The sequence below is a fragment of the Lentzea sp. NPDC055074 genome, assembly GCF_053608005.1.
Map to the genome: position 1 here is coordinate 657,718 of NZ_JBSGUQ010000001.1, position 17,278 is coordinate 674,995.

The 17,278-nt window shown below is 70.7% G+C and carries 19 protein-coding genes; 8 read left to right on the top strand and 11 right to left on the bottom strand.

The annotated features are described in order from the left end of the window. Positions 1-40: 40 nt before the first annotated feature. Both ACWF7A_RS03065 and ACWF7A_RS03070 read right to left on the bottom strand, forming a co-directional pair. Complete coding sequence (locus tag ACWF7A_RS03065) at positions 41-214, bottom strand: DUF397 domain-containing protein (protein WP_452248721.1); 174 nt, start codon at positions 212-214, stop codon at positions 41-43. Then, the gene (locus ACWF7A_RS03070; RefSeq protein WP_452248722.1) at positions 189-1,037 is read right to left on the bottom strand and encodes a helix-turn-helix domain-containing protein; all 849 of its coding nucleotides are present in this window, start codon (positions 1,035-1,037) and stop codon (positions 189-191) included. Before ACWF7A_RS03070 ends, ACWF7A_RS03065 begins: the two co-directional genes overlap by 26 nt. A gap of 130 nt (positions 1,038-1,167) precedes the next feature. Between ACWF7A_RS03070 and ACWF7A_RS03075 the strand changes: the two genes are divergently transcribed. Genes ACWF7A_RS03075 through ACWF7A_RS03100 form a run of 6 tightly spaced genes read left to right on the top strand, consistent with a single transcriptional unit; the run spans position 1,168 to position 6,561 of the window. After that, on the top strand, positions 1,168-2,289 hold the full coding sequence (locus tag ACWF7A_RS03075; RefSeq protein ID WP_452248723.1) for an efflux RND transporter periplasmic adaptor subunit: 1,122 nt from the start codon (positions 1,168-1,170) through the stop codon (positions 2,287-2,289). Next, positions 2,286-2,966 carry an ABC transporter ATP-binding protein gene (locus ACWF7A_RS03080; RefSeq protein ID WP_452248724.1) on the top strand — a complete coding sequence of 227 codons (681 nt, stop codon included), beginning with the start codon at positions 2,286-2,288 and terminating at the stop codon, positions 2,964-2,966. The genes ACWF7A_RS03075 and ACWF7A_RS03080 overlap by 4 nt, the downstream gene beginning before the upstream one ends. After that, the gene (locus ACWF7A_RS03085; protein WP_452248725.1) at positions 2,963-4,156 is read left to right on the top strand and encodes an ABC transporter permease; all 1,194 of its coding nucleotides are present in this window, start codon (positions 2,963-2,965) and stop codon (positions 4,154-4,156) included. Before ACWF7A_RS03080 ends, ACWF7A_RS03085 begins: the two co-directional genes overlap by 4 nt. A gap of 13 nt (positions 4,157-4,169) precedes the next feature. Beyond that, entirely contained in the window at positions 4,170-4,652 is a 483-nt protein-coding gene (locus tag ACWF7A_RS03090) for a hypothetical protein (protein WP_452248726.1), read from the top strand. Beyond that, positions 4,652-5,332 (top strand): response regulator transcription factor, encoded by a 681-nt coding sequence (locus tag ACWF7A_RS03095; RefSeq protein WP_452248727.1) that lies wholly within the window; start codon positions 4,652-4,654, stop codon positions 5,330-5,332. The genes ACWF7A_RS03090 and ACWF7A_RS03095 overlap by 1 nt, the downstream gene beginning before the upstream one ends. After that, entirely contained in the window at positions 5,332-6,561 is a 1,230-nt protein-coding gene (locus ACWF7A_RS03100; RefSeq protein ID WP_452248728.1) for a sensor histidine kinase, read from the top strand. The genes ACWF7A_RS03095 and ACWF7A_RS03100 overlap by 1 nt, the downstream gene beginning before the upstream one ends. On the opposite strand, the gene ACWF7A_RS03105 is transcribed toward ACWF7A_RS03100, so the two are convergent. Then, on the bottom strand, positions 6,547-7,731 hold the full coding sequence (locus ACWF7A_RS03105) for a YbiU family protein (protein ID WP_452248729.1): 1,185 nt from the start codon (positions 7,729-7,731) through the stop codon (positions 6,547-6,549). The two genes, ACWF7A_RS03100 and ACWF7A_RS03105, sit on opposite strands and share 15 nt — an antisense overlap. 87 nt (positions 7,732-7,818) lie before the next feature. Here ACWF7A_RS03105 and ACWF7A_RS03110 point away from each other — a divergent pair, with 87 nt between their 5' ends. Further along, positions 7,819-8,892 (top strand): ROK family protein, encoded by a 1,074-nt coding sequence (locus tag ACWF7A_RS03110; protein ID WP_452248730.1) that lies wholly within the window; start codon positions 7,819-7,821, stop codon positions 8,890-8,892. A gap of 1 nt (position 8,893) precedes the next feature. Here ACWF7A_RS03110 and ACWF7A_RS03115 read toward each other — a convergent pair whose 3' ends face one another. The 6 genes from ACWF7A_RS03115 to ACWF7A_RS03140 form a co-directional block, all read right to left on the bottom strand. Continuing rightward, positions 8,894-9,634 carry a class I SAM-dependent methyltransferase gene (locus ACWF7A_RS03115; RefSeq protein ID WP_452248731.1) on the bottom strand — a complete coding sequence of 247 codons (741 nt, stop codon included), beginning with the start codon at positions 9,632-9,634 and terminating at the stop codon, positions 8,894-8,896. Positions 9,635-9,724: 90 nt separating this feature from the next. Further along, positions 9,725-10,294, bottom strand: coding sequence for a helix-turn-helix domain-containing protein (locus ACWF7A_RS03120; protein ID WP_452248732.1), 570 nt, complete (start codon positions 10,292-10,294; stop codon positions 9,725-9,727). An 86-nt stretch (positions 10,295-10,380) separates the two neighbouring features. After that, positions 10,381-11,448, bottom strand: coding sequence for an FAD-dependent oxidoreductase (locus tag ACWF7A_RS03125; RefSeq protein ID WP_452248733.1), 1,068 nt, complete (start codon positions 11,446-11,448; stop codon positions 10,381-10,383). 106 nt (positions 11,449-11,554) lie between these two features. Continuing rightward, positions 11,555-12,697, bottom strand: coding sequence for a galactonate dehydratase (gene dgoD / locus ACWF7A_RS03130; RefSeq protein ID WP_452248734.1), 1,143 nt, complete (start codon positions 12,695-12,697; stop codon positions 11,555-11,557). Continuing rightward, complete coding sequence (locus tag ACWF7A_RS03135; protein WP_452248735.1) at positions 12,694-13,374, bottom strand: SDR family NAD(P)-dependent oxidoreductase; 681 nt, start codon at positions 13,372-13,374, stop codon at positions 12,694-12,696. The genes dgoD and ACWF7A_RS03135 overlap by 4 nt, the downstream gene beginning before the upstream one ends. Before the next feature lie 10 nt (positions 13,375-13,384). After that, complete coding sequence (locus ACWF7A_RS03140) at positions 13,385-13,855, bottom strand: hypothetical protein (RefSeq protein ID WP_452248736.1); 471 nt, start codon at positions 13,853-13,855, stop codon at positions 13,385-13,387. 74 nt (positions 13,856-13,929) lie between these two features. Between ACWF7A_RS03140 and ACWF7A_RS03145 the strand changes: the two genes are divergently transcribed. Continuing rightward, positions 13,930-14,520, top strand: coding sequence for a bifunctional 4-hydroxy-2-oxoglutarate aldolase/2-dehydro-3-deoxy-phosphogluconate aldolase (locus tag ACWF7A_RS03145; protein WP_452248737.1), 591 nt, complete (start codon positions 13,930-13,932; stop codon positions 14,518-14,520). On the opposite strand, the gene ACWF7A_RS03150 is transcribed toward ACWF7A_RS03145, so the two are convergent. Together ACWF7A_RS03150 and ACWF7A_RS03155 are read right to left on the bottom strand one after the other, a co-directional pair. Beyond that, positions 14,498-16,435 carry an alpha-galactosidase gene (locus tag ACWF7A_RS03150; protein WP_452248738.1) on the bottom strand — a complete coding sequence of 646 codons (1,938 nt, stop codon included), beginning with the start codon at positions 16,433-16,435 and terminating at the stop codon, positions 14,498-14,500. The two genes, ACWF7A_RS03145 and ACWF7A_RS03150, sit on opposite strands and share 23 nt — an antisense overlap. Before the next feature lie 17 nt (positions 16,436-16,452). Next, positions 16,453-17,277, bottom strand: coding sequence for a carbohydrate ABC transporter permease (locus tag ACWF7A_RS03155; protein WP_452248739.1), 825 nt, complete (start codon positions 17,275-17,277; stop codon positions 16,453-16,455). Position 17,278 lies beyond the last annotated feature (1 nt).

Sequence of the window (17,278 nt, forward strand, 5' to 3'; positions counted from 1 at the left end):
CCGTTCGTCGGCGGGAACACGTGCTGGGACGGGAACCGGTTCAACGAGTTTCGAGGAATTTTTCCCAGGCGGAGAAACTGAAGGTCAGGACGCTGCCGGACGGGTTCTTCGAGTCACGGACGAGCGCGTCACCGGCGAGCGACACCTCGACGCAGTTGTCGTCCTCGGTGCCGCCGCTGTAGCTGCTCTTACGCCAAGCGCGTTCCTGGGGCATTGAAGTCCTCTCGCGGTCGGCCGACGTACTCCGCCAGCTTGCTCCGCGATTGTTCCTCATCCAAGGCGACCTCAGCCAAACGGTCGAACAGCAACCGGGTGCGCGCGATGGCGGCTGGATCCTGCACGAAGACCTTGGCCAGATCGGTCGAGGTGAACGCGATGGGCATCGCCTTCTCGTACTCCCACAGCACGCAGCTGGTCCACGCGACCGAGACACCGGCGGGTACGACACGGATGCGGTGCGCGTTGAAGAGGAGCGCCGCGTACTGGTCCGCCATGATCTCGGGACTGCCGACCTGCATCTGCAGCGCGTGCTCGTGGATGTAGAACAGGCAGGTCGGCCGATCGTGGCGCTTCAGGATCGCCTGCCGATCGATGCGGAACTGCACCACCGTGGGAATCCGCTCCTCCGGCACGAATCCTGTGAGCCGGTAGAGACCGTCGGCGTACTCCGGGGTCTGGATGAGACCCGGCACCGCCTGCACGTCGTAGCTCGTGATCACCATCGCCGTCGCCTCGGCCATCGCGAGCGTGCGCAGGTTGTCCGGCACCTGGACGATGTACTCCTCGAAGGCACAGCGGTAGCGGCGCTTGAAGTCCTCGAAGAAGTCGATGTCCTTGCCCAGCATCGAGAGGTACTGCAGCAGATCGATCTCGCTCGGGCGGTACTTGCCGTTCTCCAGAGTCGAGACCTTGCTGGGGTCCCAGCCGAGTCGCACGGCGAACGCCGCACCCGTCAGCTTGATGCAGGTCTCGCGGAGCTTGCGGAGTTCGTCGCCGAGATCCCGGCTGTACGCCGTGGAGGGAGTACTGGTGGCCATTCCCCGAACGTAGGGCTTGCTCGAAGAGCAACAAGGGGCTCATTAGGGTGAAAACGAAGCGGCTGATCTTCAGCTAGCTGCCAGGAAACTCGCAGCCCTGCCACAGCTTGGCAGACGACGATCCCGTGCCATGACTCGACGTCGCAGATCCTGGGTGATCAACGGACTGCTGGTGGTGGTGCTCCTCGGTGCCGGTGTGGCCGGCTACCTGGTGTTCTTCGGTTCCTCCGGCAGTGCCCAGCCCACCGCCGCCCGCACGGCCGCCGCCGCCAACCGCGACGTCAGCGAGGTGGTGACGGCGTCCGGGACGGTGCAGAGCTCGTTCAGCGCCGCGGCCTCGTTCGGGGCGAGCGGGACGGTCACGGAGATCAACGTCAAGGTCGGCGACGTCGTCACCAAGGGCCAGCAGCTCGCGAAGCTCGACCCGACGCAGGCACAGCTGCAGGTCGACATCGCGCAGGGCAACCTCAACGCCGCGCTGGACAAGGGCACGGGCACGACGGCGTTGCTCACGGCCTACAGGCAGGCGCAGCTCGCGCTCCAGCAGGCGAAGGACACGCTCGCGTCCACGACCCTCACGGCGCCGGGCGACGGGACGATCACGTCGGTCACCGGCTCGGTCGGGCAGAAGGTCGGCTCCGGCACCACGTCGGGCAGCAGCACCTCCACCACCACGACCACGGCGGCGTCCGGGTTCGTCGTCGTCACCGACCTGAAGAACCTGGTGCTGCACGCGAACGTGTCGGAGTCGGACGTCAGCAAGCTCAAGGCCGACCAGGCCGCGACCGTCACGGTCAACGCCCTGCAGTCGCAGCCGGTCCAGGCCAAGGTCACGCAGGTCGACCTGACGCCCACGACGGCGAACAACGTGGTGCAGTACGGAGTCACGCTCACGCTGACCGAGCCGCCGGCGGGGCTGCGGCCGGGGCAGTCGGCCAGTGTCGAGGTCACCGTCGCGGGGGCCACCGGCGTGCTCGCCGTGCCGGCCGCCGCGGTGCAGACGGTGAACGGGGCGAGCTCGGTCGCCGTCCTGGAGAACGGGGCCGAGACGCGCAAGACCGTCGAGGTCGGGGTGCGCGGTGACCAGTACGTGGAGATCAAGTCCGGGCTGTCGGCGGGTGAGGAAGTGGTGCTGCCGCAGGTGACCACGTCGACCAACCAGAACCGCACGGGTCAGCAGCAGGGCGGGCAGTTCCCCGGTACGGGCACCGGTCAGCGCAACGGTGGCGGGTTCACCGGGACCGGTCGATGAGCCCGGTCATCGAGGTCCGCGACCTCCGCAAGACCTACGGCGGCGGCGACACGGCCGTGCACGCGTTGCGGGGCCTCGATCTCACGGTCGAGAAGGGCGAGTACATCGCGATCATGGGCGCGTCCGGGTCGGGCAAGTCGACGCTGCTCAACATCCTCGGGTGCCTCGACGTGCCGTCCGGCGGCAGGTACCTGCTCGACGGGATCGACACCGGCGAGTTCGACGAGGAGCAGCTCTCGTTGCTGCGCAACAGGAAGATCGGTTTCGTCTTCCAGTCGTTCAACCTGGTGCCGCGCACCACGGCACTCGCGAACGTCGAGCTCCCGCTGGTCTACGCGGGAGTTCGGCGTGCCCAGCGCAGGGAACGGGCGCTGGCCGCGCTCGATCTCGTCGGTCTCGCGGACCGCACGCACCACCGGCCCAACGAGCTGTCGGGTGGTCAGCAGCAAAGGGTCGCGATCGCACGGGCGTTGGTCACCTCGCCCGCGATCGTGCTCGCCGACGAACCGACCGGGAACCTCGACACCGACTCGAGCCGGGAGGTGCTCGGCATCCTCGACCGGCTCAACGCCAGCGGGCGCACGGTCGTGCTGATCACACATGAGGACGAGGTCGCCGCGCACGCCATGCGCACGGTCCGCGTCGTGGACGGCAGAGTCGCGGGGGTGCTGGTGTGAGGGTCTTCGAGATCGCCGCCTTCGCCGTGCGGGGGCTCACCGCGAACAAGATGCGGTCCGGGCTCACGACCCTGGGCATCCTGATCGGTGTCGCGTCGGTGATCCTGCTGATCGCGGTCGGCAACGGCGCGTCGAGCGCGGTGCAGCAGAGCATCGCGGGGCTCGGCACGAACATCCTGACGATCAGCCCGCAACGCGCCCAGCCCGGCGGCACGGCCAAGCCGCTGACCACGGCGGACGCGGCGGCGCTGGTCGGCTCCGACTCCCCCGACGTCAAGTACGCCTCGCCCGTCGTCAGTGCGCAGGCGACGGCCGGGTACGGCGACACCACGCACGACATCGGACAGTTCATCGGCTCGGACCCGCGGTACTTCAGCACCACGAACAGCGAGGTCGCGCAGGGGAACCTGTTCTCCGACAACGACGTGCAGCAGGCGCGCAAGGTCGTCGTGATCGGCGCGACCGTGGCGACCGAGCTTTTCCCGGGCACCGAGCCGGTCGGGAAGTCCATGCTGGTCAACAACATCCCGTTCACCGTGGTCGGGGTGCTGGCGGCCAAGGGGTCCAGCGGGTTGCAGGACGCGGACGACATGGTCGTGGCGCCGCTGACGACGACGCAGAACGCGTTGACCGGGTACGGCAGCCTCACCCAGATCGTGGTGCAGGCGCAGTCCGCGGACGCGTTGCCGAACGCGCAGACGCAGGTGACGACGATCCTCAACGGGCGTCACAAGATCACCGGGACCACCTCGGACTACCGGATCCTGAGCCAGGACCAGCTGCTGACCGCGCGGACCGCGACGACGGAGACGTTCACCGTGCTGCTGGCGTCGGTGGCGGCGATCTCGTTGCTGGTGGGCGGGATCGGCATCACGAACATCATGCTGGTGACCGTCACCGAGCGGATCCGGGAGATCGGCATCCGCAAGGCCGTGGGCGCGCCCCGGTCGTCGATCCTCGGGCAGTTCCTGATCGAGGCGACGTTGCTGAGCCTGTTCGGCGGGGCGCTGGGCGTGGCCGCGGGGATGATCGGCAGCCAGTTCACCATCGCGGGCATCCAGCCCGTGCTCGTGCCGTCGTCGGTGCTGCTGGCGTTCGCGGTGTCCGCGTTGATCGGCCTGTTCTTCGGCAGCTACCCGGCCTCCCGCGCCGCGAAGCTCCGTCCCATCGAAGCCCTCCGGCATGAATGAGGAGTTCACGACCGTGTCCAACCCACTCGACCAGCCTCTCGAAAACGACATCTCGGCCGAGCTGAAGGAGCGCAAGGCAGGCCTCGGCAAGACCACGGTGGTCCTCGGGGTCGCGGTGCTCGCGATCGTGGCGTTCGTCGGCGGCGTGTTCGTGCAGAAGTCCTTCGGTGCCGCCGAGACGCCCGCGCGGCAGAACGCGGCCGGCAGGCAGTTCAACGGGACGCCGCCCTCGGGGACGAACCGGCAGGGCGGTGGCCAGTTCGGGCGCGGCACCGTCGGGACGATCGACCACGTCGACGGCACGACCGTGTACGTGAAGACGCAGAACGGGCAGGTCGTGAAGGTGTCCACTTCGGACAGCACGAAGGTCGAGGTCTCTTCGGAGGGCAAGCTCGCGGACCTGAAGGCAGGGCAGCAGGTCGTCGTGCAGGGCCAGGCCGGGTCCGACGGCACGGTGAGCGGCCAGACCATCACCCAGCGGCCGGCCACCGGCTGATGCGGGGTTCCCGGGTGGAACGGGGCCGGTTGCTCGTCGTCGAGGACGAACCAAGCATCCGCGAGCTGCTGTGCGCCAGCCTGCGGTTCGCCGGGTTCACCGTGGCGAGCGCGGCGACCGGCTCGGAGGCGGTGACCGCCGCCCGTGACGGCTCCCCGGACCTGGTGCTGCTCGACGTGATGCTGCCCGACCGCGACGGGTTCGAGGTGGTGCGGCGGCTGCGTTCGCTCGGCGTGCGGGTGCCGGTGCTGTACCTGACTGCGCGGGACGGGGCCGACGACCGCGTCACCGGGCTCACGATCGGCGGCGACGGGTACATCACCAAGCCGTTCAGCCTGGAGGAGGTCATCGCCCGCGTGACGGCCGTGCTGCGGCGCACCCGTCCCAGCGGTTCCGAGCAGCTGACGTGCGGCGATCTCTCGCTGGACGTGGAAAGCCACGTGGTGCGGCGCGGGACGCGGGTCGTGGAGCTGTCGCCGACGGAGTTCCGGTTGCTGCACTACCTGATGCGCAACAGCGGACGGGTGCTGTCGAAGGCGCAGATCCTGGACCAGGTGTGGTCGCACGACTTCGACGGCGACGTCGGCGTGGTCGAGTCGTACATCTCGTACCTGCGACGCAAGGTGGCCGATCCTCCGCTGATCCACACGGTCCGCGGCCTGGGGTACATGATCCGCTGATGACGTTGCGCGTGCGGCTGGTGGTCGTGCTCGTCGCCCTGGTGGCCGCGGGCCTGTTCGGCACGTGGCTGGTCGGCTCGCAGGTGATGGAGAACTACCTCCTGCACCAGCTCGACGCCCGGCTGGACCGGGCGGTGGCGTCGCCGCGCACGCTTCCGTTGCGGGACAACGTGGTCCTGCGCGACGCCGACGGGGTCGTCGCGGGGACGGCGCTGGAGGGGTTGCCGCCGTTCGGTTCCATGACACCCGGCGAGCACGTCACCGCGGGCTCGTCGCGGGTGGTGATGCGGCAGCTGGACGGGGCCGAGCTGGTCGCGGCCGTCGACCAGTCGGAGGTGGACCGGGCGGTCGACGACCTGCGGCTGGCGTTCCTGCTGATCAGCCTCGGCGCGTTGATCCTCGTCGGAATGGCCGGGTATGCGCTGGTCAGGGCCTCGACGCGGGCGTTGGAGGAGGTCGAGCAGGTCGCCGGGGAGATCGCGGACGGCGACCTGTCGCGACGGGTTCCGGTGCGGCGGCCGGGGTCGGAGGTCGGGCGGCTGGCGTCCGCGTTGAACACGATGCTGGGGCAGATCGAGGCGGCGTTCGCGGTGCGGGTGTCGTCGGAGAAGCGGATGCGGCAGTTCGTGGCCGACGCCTCGCACGAGCTGCGGACGCCGCTGACGTCGATTCGCGGGTACGCCGAGCTGTACCGGCAGGGGGCGGCCACCGATGCCGCCGAGGTCCTGCGGCGGGTCGAGGACCACGCCGCGCGGATGGGGGTGCTGGTCGACGACCTGCTGCAGCTGGCGCGGCTCGACTCGGAGCAGCCGCCGGCGTTGTCCACTGTGGACCTGGTCGTGCTGGTGAACGACGCCGTGGCCGAAGCCGGTCCTCGTGTCTCGCTGGAGCTGCCCGCGGGGCCGGTGCTCGTGGAGGCGGACGAGGCTCGGGTCCGGCGGATCCTGACGAACCTGCTGGACAACGCCCTGGTCCACACGTCGGGGCTGATCGAGGTGCGGCTCGGCCCGGACTCGGTCGAGGTGGCCGATCACGGGGCCGGGATGAGCGCGGACGTGGCTTCGCGGGTGTTCGAACGCTTCTACCGCGCCGATCCGGCTCGCGGGACCGGTGGGAGCGGGCTCGGGCTGTCGATCGTGGCGGCGCTGGTCGCGGCGCACGAGTGGCGGATCGAGCTGGACACCGCGCCCGGCGAGGGCGCGGTGTTCCGGGTGCTATTCGGGGCGTGAGCGGTTCGGCCACGCGCGTTCGTAGTGCTCCTCGGGGAAGTCGCTGGGACTCGACCCCGTAGCCCACGCCCGCTGGATCTCCTCGGCGTAGCGGTCGTTGCGCGGGCAGGCGGGCGCGGCCGGGATGTACAGGACGTTGCCCCAGCCCTGCTGGTCCTCGACCGGCGCGACGCTGTGGATCATGTCGCAGTGCCACCAGACCGAGTCGCCGGCCTTCACGTCCGGGATGCCGCTCAGGGCCTCGATCAGCAATGCGTGGTACTTCGGGCCGACCGGGAAGACCTGGTTGACGGTGACGCCGCACATGTCGTCGTCCGGGACGTCGTCGAGCAGCGGGCGCAGCATCAGGTACGCCATGGCGCCGGGGATCGGGACGGTGTGCAGCACGCCCTGGTCGTGGTCCATGTCGGAGAGCGCCGTCCAGCCCTGGAAGGTGCGGAACACCGAGCACATCGTGGTTCCCGGGTACTGCGGGCCGGTGGTGCGGTGGGCGGCGTCCCACGGGTCGTACTGCTCCGGCGTGCCGTTGAACAGGTGCCGGAACGCCTGCTGGTACTCCCGCGTCATCCACAGGTCGAGCGTGCCGGGGTCGAGGTGGGTGCCGAGGCCGTTCGAGTCGGCGCCGGGCGGGCGGCGGCGGATGCGGTCCGGGTAGCCGACGTCCTTCGACGGGTCGAACCAGCCCTCGTGGTGCCACAGGCCGTTGAGGAAGCGCTGCACCGTGGCCATGCGCTCGTGCCGCCTGGCCTCGGTCTGCGCGGGTGACCAGTAGATCGGGTAGATCTCGGGCTTCGAGCCGACGCTGCCGAAGAAGTCGTCGCCGGGGCCTCGGTAGTTGTCGAAGAAGGCGTTGCTCTCGACGTAGTCCACAATGGACTTGTCCCAGGCAAGGGCTTGCTCGCGGTCGAAGTGGCCGCGCACGACCAGACAGCCTCGGCGTTTCACCAGTTCGGTGCTCGCGGTGCCGTTCTCGATGTCCGCGTAGTCGATCACGGGCCAGGCCTGGCCCGCCTTCACGTCCTCGACCTCGCGGCGGATCCGCTGCTCGACGACCGCGAACACCTCCTCGACGGTGCGGCCCGACGCCTCGATGTTCGCGCGGATCGCCTTCTTGATCTCGCGCGTCGCTTCGGGCAGGTCAGCGGGTGTCGTGTCCCAGCTCGGCAGCACGGCGGCTCCTTCCAGTAAGGCCTCCTAACTTAGAACTGTAGGCGTGTCGCACCGTTGTAGGCAAGACCCCTAACTAGAGTCCGTCGCGTGACCAGACCGTCCCAGGAACTGCTGCGCTCGATCTCCGACGAGCACGTGCTGCGCTCGTTGATGTCCGCGCGCAAGCTGACGCGGGCCGAGCTGGCGGTCGAGACGGGGCTGTCGAAGCCGACCGTGAGCGAGAGCGTCCGCCGGCTCGTCGAGTCCGGGCTCGTCGCCGACACCGGCGAACGCACCCCCGGCGGGCGCGGCAAGGGGCGGGTCGGCTCGTTCTACGGCCTGGCACCCGACGTGGGCGTCGCGCTGGTCGTGACGATCGCGCCGGGCGCCGTGACGGCCGAGTGCGTCGACGCCCACGGGGACGTCGTCACCCGCGCACGGCAGCCCATCGGCTCCCCCGCCGAGGTCGCCGGGGTGTTGCCGCTGGTCGCCGCGGAAGCCGTTGCGGGACAACGCGTCCGGCTCTGCACGGTGAGCGCGGCCGATCCGGTCGACCGGCACACCGGACGGCTCGTGCACCTGCCCGACTCGCCGTTCCTCGTGGGCGAGCTGGATCCGGTCGAGGTGCTGCGGCCGCTGGTCGGCGAGCCCGTGGTGGTGGACAACGACGTGAACTGGGCGGCTCAGGCCGAGCACGCCGCGCTGGGGGTCGCGGACTTCGCCTACCTGTACCTGGGCGAGGGCCTGGGGTGTGCGCTGGTGAGCGACGGGTCGGTGCGGCGCGGGCACTCCGGGCTGGCAGGCGAGATCTCCCACCTGGTCACGGTCGGGCCGTCGGGCGCGACACCGTTCATCGAGGTGTTCGGCGAACTGGGGTTGCGGCAGCACGGGACCACGGCGATCGACGTGGCGCGGCTGCTGGTCTCGGACGAGGTGCACGACGTGGTCGCGACCGCGATCGGTGGTGTCGTGACGGCCCTGGTGACGCTGGCCGACCCCGCCGTGGTCGTGGTGGGCGGGCCTTGGGGGCCCGCGTTGCTGCCCGCGATCCACCGCGCTTGCGCGCGGTTGCCGCGTCAGGTGCCGGTGGCCGCGCCGTCGGTCGAGGAGCCCTCGTTGCTCGGAGCGCGGGCCGATGCCCTGCGCCGCTTGCGGACGGCGTTGGTCGAGACGGCCCGCTAGCTCATCTCCGCGCCGCCCAGACCGTGCGTTCGGTGCGCAGGGCCAGGTCTTCGCGTCGCAGGGCGGCTTCCAGGTCCTCGGGTTCGAGCTGCCGGCGCAGGACGATGCGGGCGTAGCGTTCGACCGCCTCGGACCGTTCGATGTGGACGGTGACGGTGCGTTCGCCCTCGACCGCGAACCCGGCCTCGGTGAGCTTCGGGCCCCAGTCGGCGCCGCGGTGGGGCAGGCGTTCGTCGTGGGCGTCCGGGGCCTGCTCCGGGAAGAACCGGGGCATGCCGGCTAGCTCGACCACGGCCAGCAGGCCGCCCGGCGCGAGGGTCTTGTGCAGCCGGCCGAGGGTGTGGGCCGGGTCGGTCATGTGGTGCAGGGAGGCCGAGGCCCAGATCAGGTCCGGGGTACCGAGGTCGGGCCAGTCGGTGTCGAGGTCGGCGAGGACGGTGTGGACCCGGTCGGCGAGACCGCGTTCGCCCGCCTTCACGCGGAGGCGCCGGAGGTGGTCGAGCGAGGAGTCGACCGCGGTGACGTGGGCCTCGGGGAAACGGCTGAGCAGCGCGAACGTGCCCGCGCCCGTGCCGGCGCCCAGGTCGACGATCTGACGCGGGCTCGAGACGGGGAGGCCGTCGATGATGTCGGCGGTGTGGGTCGCGAGGAGTTCGGCGTCGAGGTCGAGGATCTCTGCCTGATCGTCCTGGCCGTGTCCGTGGCCATGTCCGTGGCCGTGCCCATGTCCGTGTGCGCTCATGTGGCCAAGGTAGGTCTGGCGTGCGTCAGATGCACGGTCGCTTGCGCTTTTGGCAAGACGATCGGGCGTTGTCCTGCCGTCCGCGCAAGATCACGTCTTCCGGTCGGCGTTGTGGCCGCGCCGCGCCTCCCGGTCGAAGATGCCGAGGATCTCGCACGGCCCGCCCGCCGTGCCGATCGCGTGCGGCAGCATCGTCGGGAACTCCGCTGCCTGGTTCTTCTCGACGCGGAACGTGCGGTGGCCGAGCAGCAGCACGGCCGTGCCCGACAGGACGACCAGCCATTCGCGGCCCGAGTGCGCGCGGAGCGAGGCCGGGTTGTCGGGAGGCGGGGTGGTGATGCGCTGACGCTGGACGGTCATGCCCGGCTCGGCCCTGATGGGCCAGCGCATGCTGCCGTGGGCGCCGTCGATCACGGGGCTGACGATCACGTCGTCGGTGTCGGTCTCAACCAGCTGGTCGAGCGAGGTGTCGAGGGCTCTGGCCAGCGTCACGAGCTGGTCGAGGGCGAGGCGGCGCTGGCCGTTCTCGATGCGGCTGAGCGACGACGGGCTGAGCCGGGCCCGGCCGGCGAGCTCGTCGAGCGACCAGCCCTGGGCGACCCGGAGGGCGCGGATCCGCTTGCGGACCAGGCCGTCCAGGTCGCCGTCCTCTGTGGTCATGCGGTCGATGCTAGTGGCGTGGATCAGAACGTCGCCGGTGCAACCGCGGCCGGACGGGTGCGCCGCGGACGTTCTGCGTCACGCCGCTAGGCCTCGACGAGCAGGTCCAGCAGCTTCTGCGGGGGCTCGTCGCCGAACAGGCTCTGCATCATCTCCTCGGAGTCCTCGGCGGTGTGGGCGGCGCGCACGAACATCGCCTCCTCGTACTCGGCCAGGGCGGTCTCGACGTCCTTGGTCGCCAACGCCAGCGCGAGCTCGGCGCCGTCCAGCATGGCGAGGTTGGCGCCCTCGCCGTTGGGCGGCATGAGGTGCGCGGCGTCGCCGACCAGCGTCACGCCCGGCACCCGTTCCCAGCGGTGCCCGGACGGCAGGGCGTAGTGCGGGCGGAACACCGGCTCCGTGTCGGACTCGGTGATCAGCGCGGTGAGCTCGGGGGCCCAGCCCTCGAACTCGGCCATGATGTGCCCGAGGTCGCCGAACCACTCCAGCGGCCGGGTGAACTCGACGTAGGCGTGCAGGACGCCGCCGGCCTCCCGGTGCGCGTGAATCCCCTTGCCCTGGCCCGGCGCGAACATCGAACCGCCGCCGACCGCCTTCGCCACCTCCGGGTGCCGCGTGTCGGCGTCGTAGAGGTAGGTCTCGACGAACGCCATGCCGGTGTACTCCGGCGTGGCGTCGGTGAGGGACGCGCGCACCCGTGACCACGCGCCGTCGGCACCTACGAGCACATCAGCGACCACGGTGCTGCCGTCCGCGAACGTGACCGTCTTCCCGGACACCCCGGGGACCTTGGCGCCCCAGCGGACGGTGCCGGCCGGGAGCGAGTCGATCAGCATCTGCCGCAGGTCGGCGCGCTGCACCTCGGGACGCCCGCCCGTGCCGTCGTCCTCCTTCTCGAACAGCAGCGCGCCATCGGAGTCGAGCACGCGCAGGGCCTGCCTGCCCTCCAGGACGAGGCCTTGGAACTCGTCCACCAGGCCCGCGGCCTCGACGGCGATCTGGCCGTTGTAGTCGTGGATGTCGAGCATGCCGCCCTGGGTGCGCGCCGTGGGCGACGCCTCCGCCTCGTAGACGGTGGACGGGACGCCGTTGACGTGCAGCACGCGGGCGAGCGTGAGGCCGCCCAGACCGGCGCCGATGATCGTGACGTGCATGTGGTGCTCCCCTGGAGATCGTGCCGCCTCCCTGACGGCACGACCAGGTTCACCCCCGGCGCTGGCAGCCCGCGCTCACCTCGCTGGCAGCGGCTGGCAGGCGCTGTCACCACTCCGCGAAGGACCCGTCGTCGTGCCGCCAGACCGGCGACCGCCACGCGTGCCCGACCTCCGCCGCCCGCCGCACCGCCGCCTCGTCGACCTCGACGCCGAGCCCCGGTCCGGTCGGCCGCGCGATCCAGCCGTCCACGACCCGCACCGGCGCCATGTCCACCAGGTACGACGGGTCGGAGCCGTTGTAGTGCATGCCCGCGCTCTGCTCCTGGATCAGGAAGTTCGGTGTGGTGAACGCGACCTGCAACGACGCCGCCAGCGAGATCGGCCCGAGTGGACAGTGCGGCGCGATCGACGCCCCGTACACCTCGGCGAGCGAGCCGATCCTCCGCAGCTCCGAGATGCCGCCCGCGTGCGACGGGTCGGGCTGCACGACCGCGACCCCGGCCTCCAGCACCGGTTTGAACTCCCAGCGCGAGAACAGCCTCTCCCCCGTCGCGATCGGCACCGTCGAGCACTGCACGACCGACGCGAGCACCTCGGCGGGAAGCTCGGGCAGCACCGGTTCCTCGACGAACATCGGCTGCACCTCCTCGAGCATCCGCACGAGCCGGCGGGCCATCGCGGGCGAGACGCGGCCGTGGAAGTCGATCGCGAGATCTCCTTGCGGGCCCAGGGCTTCCCGGGCCTCGCGGGCCCTGGCCAGCACCGCCTCGGCCTCGGCGGGCGCGGCGATCGGGCGCATCTCCGCGGTGGCGTTCATCTTCACGGCGCTGAAGCCCGCCGCGACCTGCCGTGCCACCGCGTCGTACACGCCGTCGGGACGGTCGCCGCCCACCCACGAGTACGCGCGCACCCGGTCGCGGACCGGACCGCCGAGCAGTTCGTGCACCGGCAGGCCGCGTGCTTTGCCTGCTATGTCCCAGAAAGCGTGGTCGTAGCCCGAGAGCGCCGACGACAGGACGGGGCCGCCGCGGTAGAAACCGCCGCGCCGCAGGACCTGCCACAGGTCCTCGACGCGCAGCGGGTCCTGGCCGACGACCAGCTCGGACAGTTCGTGGACGGCGGCGCGGACCGTCTCCGCCCTGCCCTCCACGACCGGTTCGCCCCAGCCGGTCACCCCCTCGTCGGTGCTCACCTTGAGGAACAGCCAGCGGGGCTCGACCAGGAACGTCTCGACCGCCGTCACCTTCATGAGGAGTCCTTCGCCGCGGACCAGCCGCCGTCGACCAGAAGCTCCGCGCCCGTCACGAACGACGCAGCCGAAGATAGGAGGAAACCGATCACCGAGGCCACCTCGGCCGGGTCGCCGAGGCGTCCGGCCGGAGTGGCTCGGGCACTGCGTTCCCGGTCCTCGCCGGAGACCCGGTCCCACGCCGCCGTCAGCACGGGACCGGGCAGCACCGCGTTGAAACGGACGTGGGGCGCGTACTCGACGGCGAGCTGGCGGGTCAGTGCGACCAGCCCGCCCTTCGAGGCCGCGTACGCGCCGTGGCCGGGGATGCCGAAGTGCGCGTGCACCGACGAGACGAGCACGACCGCGCCGTTGCGTTCCCGCAGCGACGGCAGACAGGCCTGCACGCCGTGGAACGCGCCGCCGAGGTTGACCGCGAGCTGGCGTTCCCACTCGGCGGGGCTCGTGGCGTCGAGCGGCTTGACGTCGACCGTGTAGGCGTTGCTCACCAACGCGTCCACGGCGCCGTCGCACAGGTCGACCGCCCGCTGCCAGGTCGCCGGGTCGCTGACGTCCCCCTGCACGGCCACATCACCGCGCAGGTCGATCCCGACGACCCGGTACCCGTTGTCCGTCAGGTGTTTCGCCGTCGCGGCACCGATTCCCGCCGCCGCACCCGACACCACCGCGCGCTTCATGCACGTTCTCCTAGAGCTTCTGCCGGTAGACCTTGTCGTCCGGCCCGCGCACCACGGTCCACGCGGAGCCGTCCGCACCAGCAGTAGCACCGACGGCGCCCACGAGCGAGTTGCCCGGGAACTCGGAGCGGTGGAACCAGCCGCCCCAGGAACCGACGGTGCGGACGGCGGGCCGGCCCTGGATCGCCTTGCCGAGGCTCGACCACGTGCCGTTCTTCAGCATCTCGAGCTCGCCGCCCGTACCGCGGCTGAACACCAGCGCCTCGTCACCGAGCCGGGCGCTGCCGAAGTCCGTGAACGCCTGTGCGGGCTCGAGGTTCGCGAAGATGCCGCAGAGGAAGTCGACCTCGACGGCGTCGAGCTTCCAGTCGGCGACACCACTGTCGTAGTAGGTGGGCGCTCCCTGGTCGTCACCTGCGTGAGCGGGTGTCGCCACCAAGGACATCAAGGCGATGGCCAACGCGACTCTGCGAACCGACATGGTCGTGAGCCTCTCCCGCCCGACTCACAGATGTCAAGAATAATTCCTAATTTATGTGTAGTAGGCTGGCGGGCGTGAGCTACCGCTACGAGATCACCCAGGCGGTCGTGCGGCAGGGCATCATCGCGATCGTTCGCACCGCCGACGCCTCCTCCGCAGTTCAGGCCGCCGTTCCGTTGCTGGACGCGGGCATCACGTCCCTCGAGCTGCCGTTGACGAACCCCGGTGCGCTGGACGCGATCCGGCGGCTCCGCGCGGACTACCCCGACGCCGTGATCGGCGCCGGTTCCGTGCTGGACGAGGCGTCCGCCGTGGCGTCCACACGGGCCGGGGCGCAGTTCCTGGTGGCGCCCAACCTGAACGTCTCGGTGATCCAGGCCGGGCACCGGTACGGGGCGGCGGTGCTGCCCGGCGCCGGGTCGGTGTCGGAGGTCGTGCAGGCGCTGGAGGCCGGTGCGGACGCGGTGAAGGTGTTCCCCGCGCCGACTCCCCGGTGGGTGCGCGACGTGCTCGCTGTGATGCCCTACGCGCCCCTGGTGCCGACCGGTGGCATCGCACCCGCCGATGTTCCCGCCTGGCTGGAGGCCGGCGCGGTGGCGTGCGGGGTCGGGTCCGCCCTCGCCCTCACGCCCATCGAGGAGATCAGGGCGTTGCTGAGGCCCTGAGCACCACCACGTCGGCGTCGTTCGCCCGCGACCAGGCGAACGGCAGCCCGACGTGGGTCAGGTGCGCCGCCGAGCACACCTGACCGTTCTCGTCCACGTAGGACGCCGCGGTCAGTCCCTTCAGCTTCACCCTCGACCACTGGCCGGGCACCAGCGGCACGCCCGTGAGCGGGCCCGTGTTCCAGGCCAGCACGACGACCCGGTCCGCACCGTTGTACTGGATGGCGTCCTCGGCCAGCAGGTGCGTCTCGCCGCCGTGCACGACGTCGCGGATCTCCTTGTAGCGGGCGACCAGCCCGGCCGCCTCGGCGCGTTCCCCGGCGGACCAGTGCCGCACGTCCGCGCCGATGCCGAGCACACCGGCCATGGCGAGCACGAACCGGAACTTCAGCGAACGCGGGCGCGCGTCGAAGAAGCCGGGCGCGTCGGTGACCCACGACGACATCAGGTGCGGGGCGTGCATGTGCAGGAAGCCGTGCTGGATCTTCAGGCGGTCGAGCGGGGCGGTGTTGTCGCTGGGCCACACCACGTCGACCATGCCGGTGGTCGCGAGGTCGGTCCGGCCGCCGCCGCCCGCGCACCCCTCGACCAGCACGTGGGGGTGCCGGGATCGCAGGTGGCCGAGCACTCGCCAGTAGTTGCGGACGTGCGCGTCGTCGAGCTCGCCCGCGCGTTCGGTGGCGGGGCGGTTCATGTCCCACTTCAGATAGCTGATCCGATGGCCGGTCAGCAGTCTGTCCAAAGTGGAGACGACGAACTCGTACACCTCGGGCAGGCCTAGGTCGAGCAGCATCTGGTTGCGGATGAGCGTGGGTTCGCGGCCGGGCAGACGGTAGATCCAGTCCGGGTGCTCGGCGTAGAGCCGGGACCTCGGGCTGACGGACTCCGGCTCGACCCACAGGCCGAACTCCATGCCCGTCGCCCGGACGTCCTCGACGAACGCGGCGAAGTCCGGCGACTCCGGGTACCAGTCGCCGAGGCCGCCGGTGTCGTCGTGGCGTCCCTGGAACCAGCCGTCGTCCACGACGAACAGCTCCACGCCGAGGTCGGCCGCGACGCGGGCCAGGTCGAGCTGCTTCGGCAGGTCGACCTCGAAACCCGTGGCCTCCCAGGAGTTGTAGAGCACGGGCTTGCGGGCGGGTCGTGACCGCGACCGGTCGTAGGCGTGCCACACGCCCGGCAGGTCGTCCGTCGAGTACGCCAGCGCCAGCTCGGGCGTCACGAAGGTCTCCCCCGGTTCGACCACGACCGGGCCGAGCATCCCGGCACGCACGCGCGTGAGCCCGGACGGCTCGACCTCGGCCGTGATCTCCCAGGAACCGGACCACGCCAGCGACACGCCCCACGTGTCGTCCACGGACAGCCAGGGCGCGTAGTTGTGCCCGGGAACGCCGTAGGAGCTGCCGATGCGGAACCCGCCCGCGGGCAGGGTCACGTGGTCCAGCTGGAACTCGCGGGCCCACTCGCCGTGCAGGAACGAGAGCCGGGGCTCCCGGACGGGCAGGCAGACGCCCGCCGACCCGATCCTGCTGAGACGCACCGGTTCGTCGCGCAGGTTGGTCACCTCGACCCAGCGTGCGAGGACGTCGACACCGGGTTCGGGGCGGTAGCAGAGCACGGTGCGCAGGCCGGCGACCTCGTCGGCGAACGCCAGCCTCAGCACGCCGTCCTCTTCGGACGCGCCCTCGAACGTGAACCACGAGTCGCCGTCCACTTCGAGGTCGGCACCGGTGAACGGGCGCTCGCCGCGCGGCACGTACTCGATCGGCGCCGCGTCGGCCTCGGTGATGAAGTGGACGTCGCCGAGGTTCTGGTAGGCGGACGGTCCCTGCTCGACTCCGTGCGGGCCCCAGGCCACGATTTCGGCCCAGCGGCCGCCGGGTTCGACGGCCACCGTGTAGGAGGTGGTGGCCATCCGAAGGGTCCACCGGTTCATTTGACCGCTCCCACCGCGAGTCCGGAGATGAAGTGCCGCTGGAACCGCAGGAACACCGCCACGGTCGGGATCGCCGCGATCACCGAGCCGGCCGCGATCACGTTCCAGTTCGAGACGTACTGGCCCTGCAACGCGAGCAGCGCCGGGGTCACCGGCATCACGGCGGAGGACCGCAGCACGGTGATCGCCCACAGCAGGTCGTTGAAGATCCAGGTGAACGCCAGGGCGGCCAGTGCGGCGAGCGCGGGCCTGGTCGTCGGCAGCACGATCCGCCAGAAGATCTGCACGGGACCGGCTCCGTCGATGGTCGCGGCCTCCTGCACCTCGTTCGGCATCGCGCGCATGAAGCCCTGCAGCACGAACGTGTAGAAGCCGAGCCCGAAGCCGACCTGCACCACGATCAGCGCGAACAGCGTGTCGTAGATGCCGAGGACCTCGGTCAGCTTCGACACCGGCACGAGCAGGATCTGCGGGGGCAGCAGGTTGCCCGCGAGCATCAGCAGGATGATCGAGCGCCGGCCGGGGATCTGGAAGCGGCTCAACGCGTACGCGGCCGCCGAGGCCAGTGCGAGCGAGAGGAACACCGTCGGGACGGTCACGACGACGCTGTTCCACATCGCGCCCGCGCCGCCGTTCGTCCACGCGTCGGCGAACCCCGCGAACGTGAACGACCGCGGGAACGACGCGAGGCCGTTGGCGGCGATGTCGTCGAAGCTCCGGACGGCGGTGACGAGGACCGCCGCGATCGGCAGCAGCCAGAGCACGGAGATCGTGCCCGCCACGGCGTGGAAGACGCGGCCAGAAGAAGTGCTACCCGACATC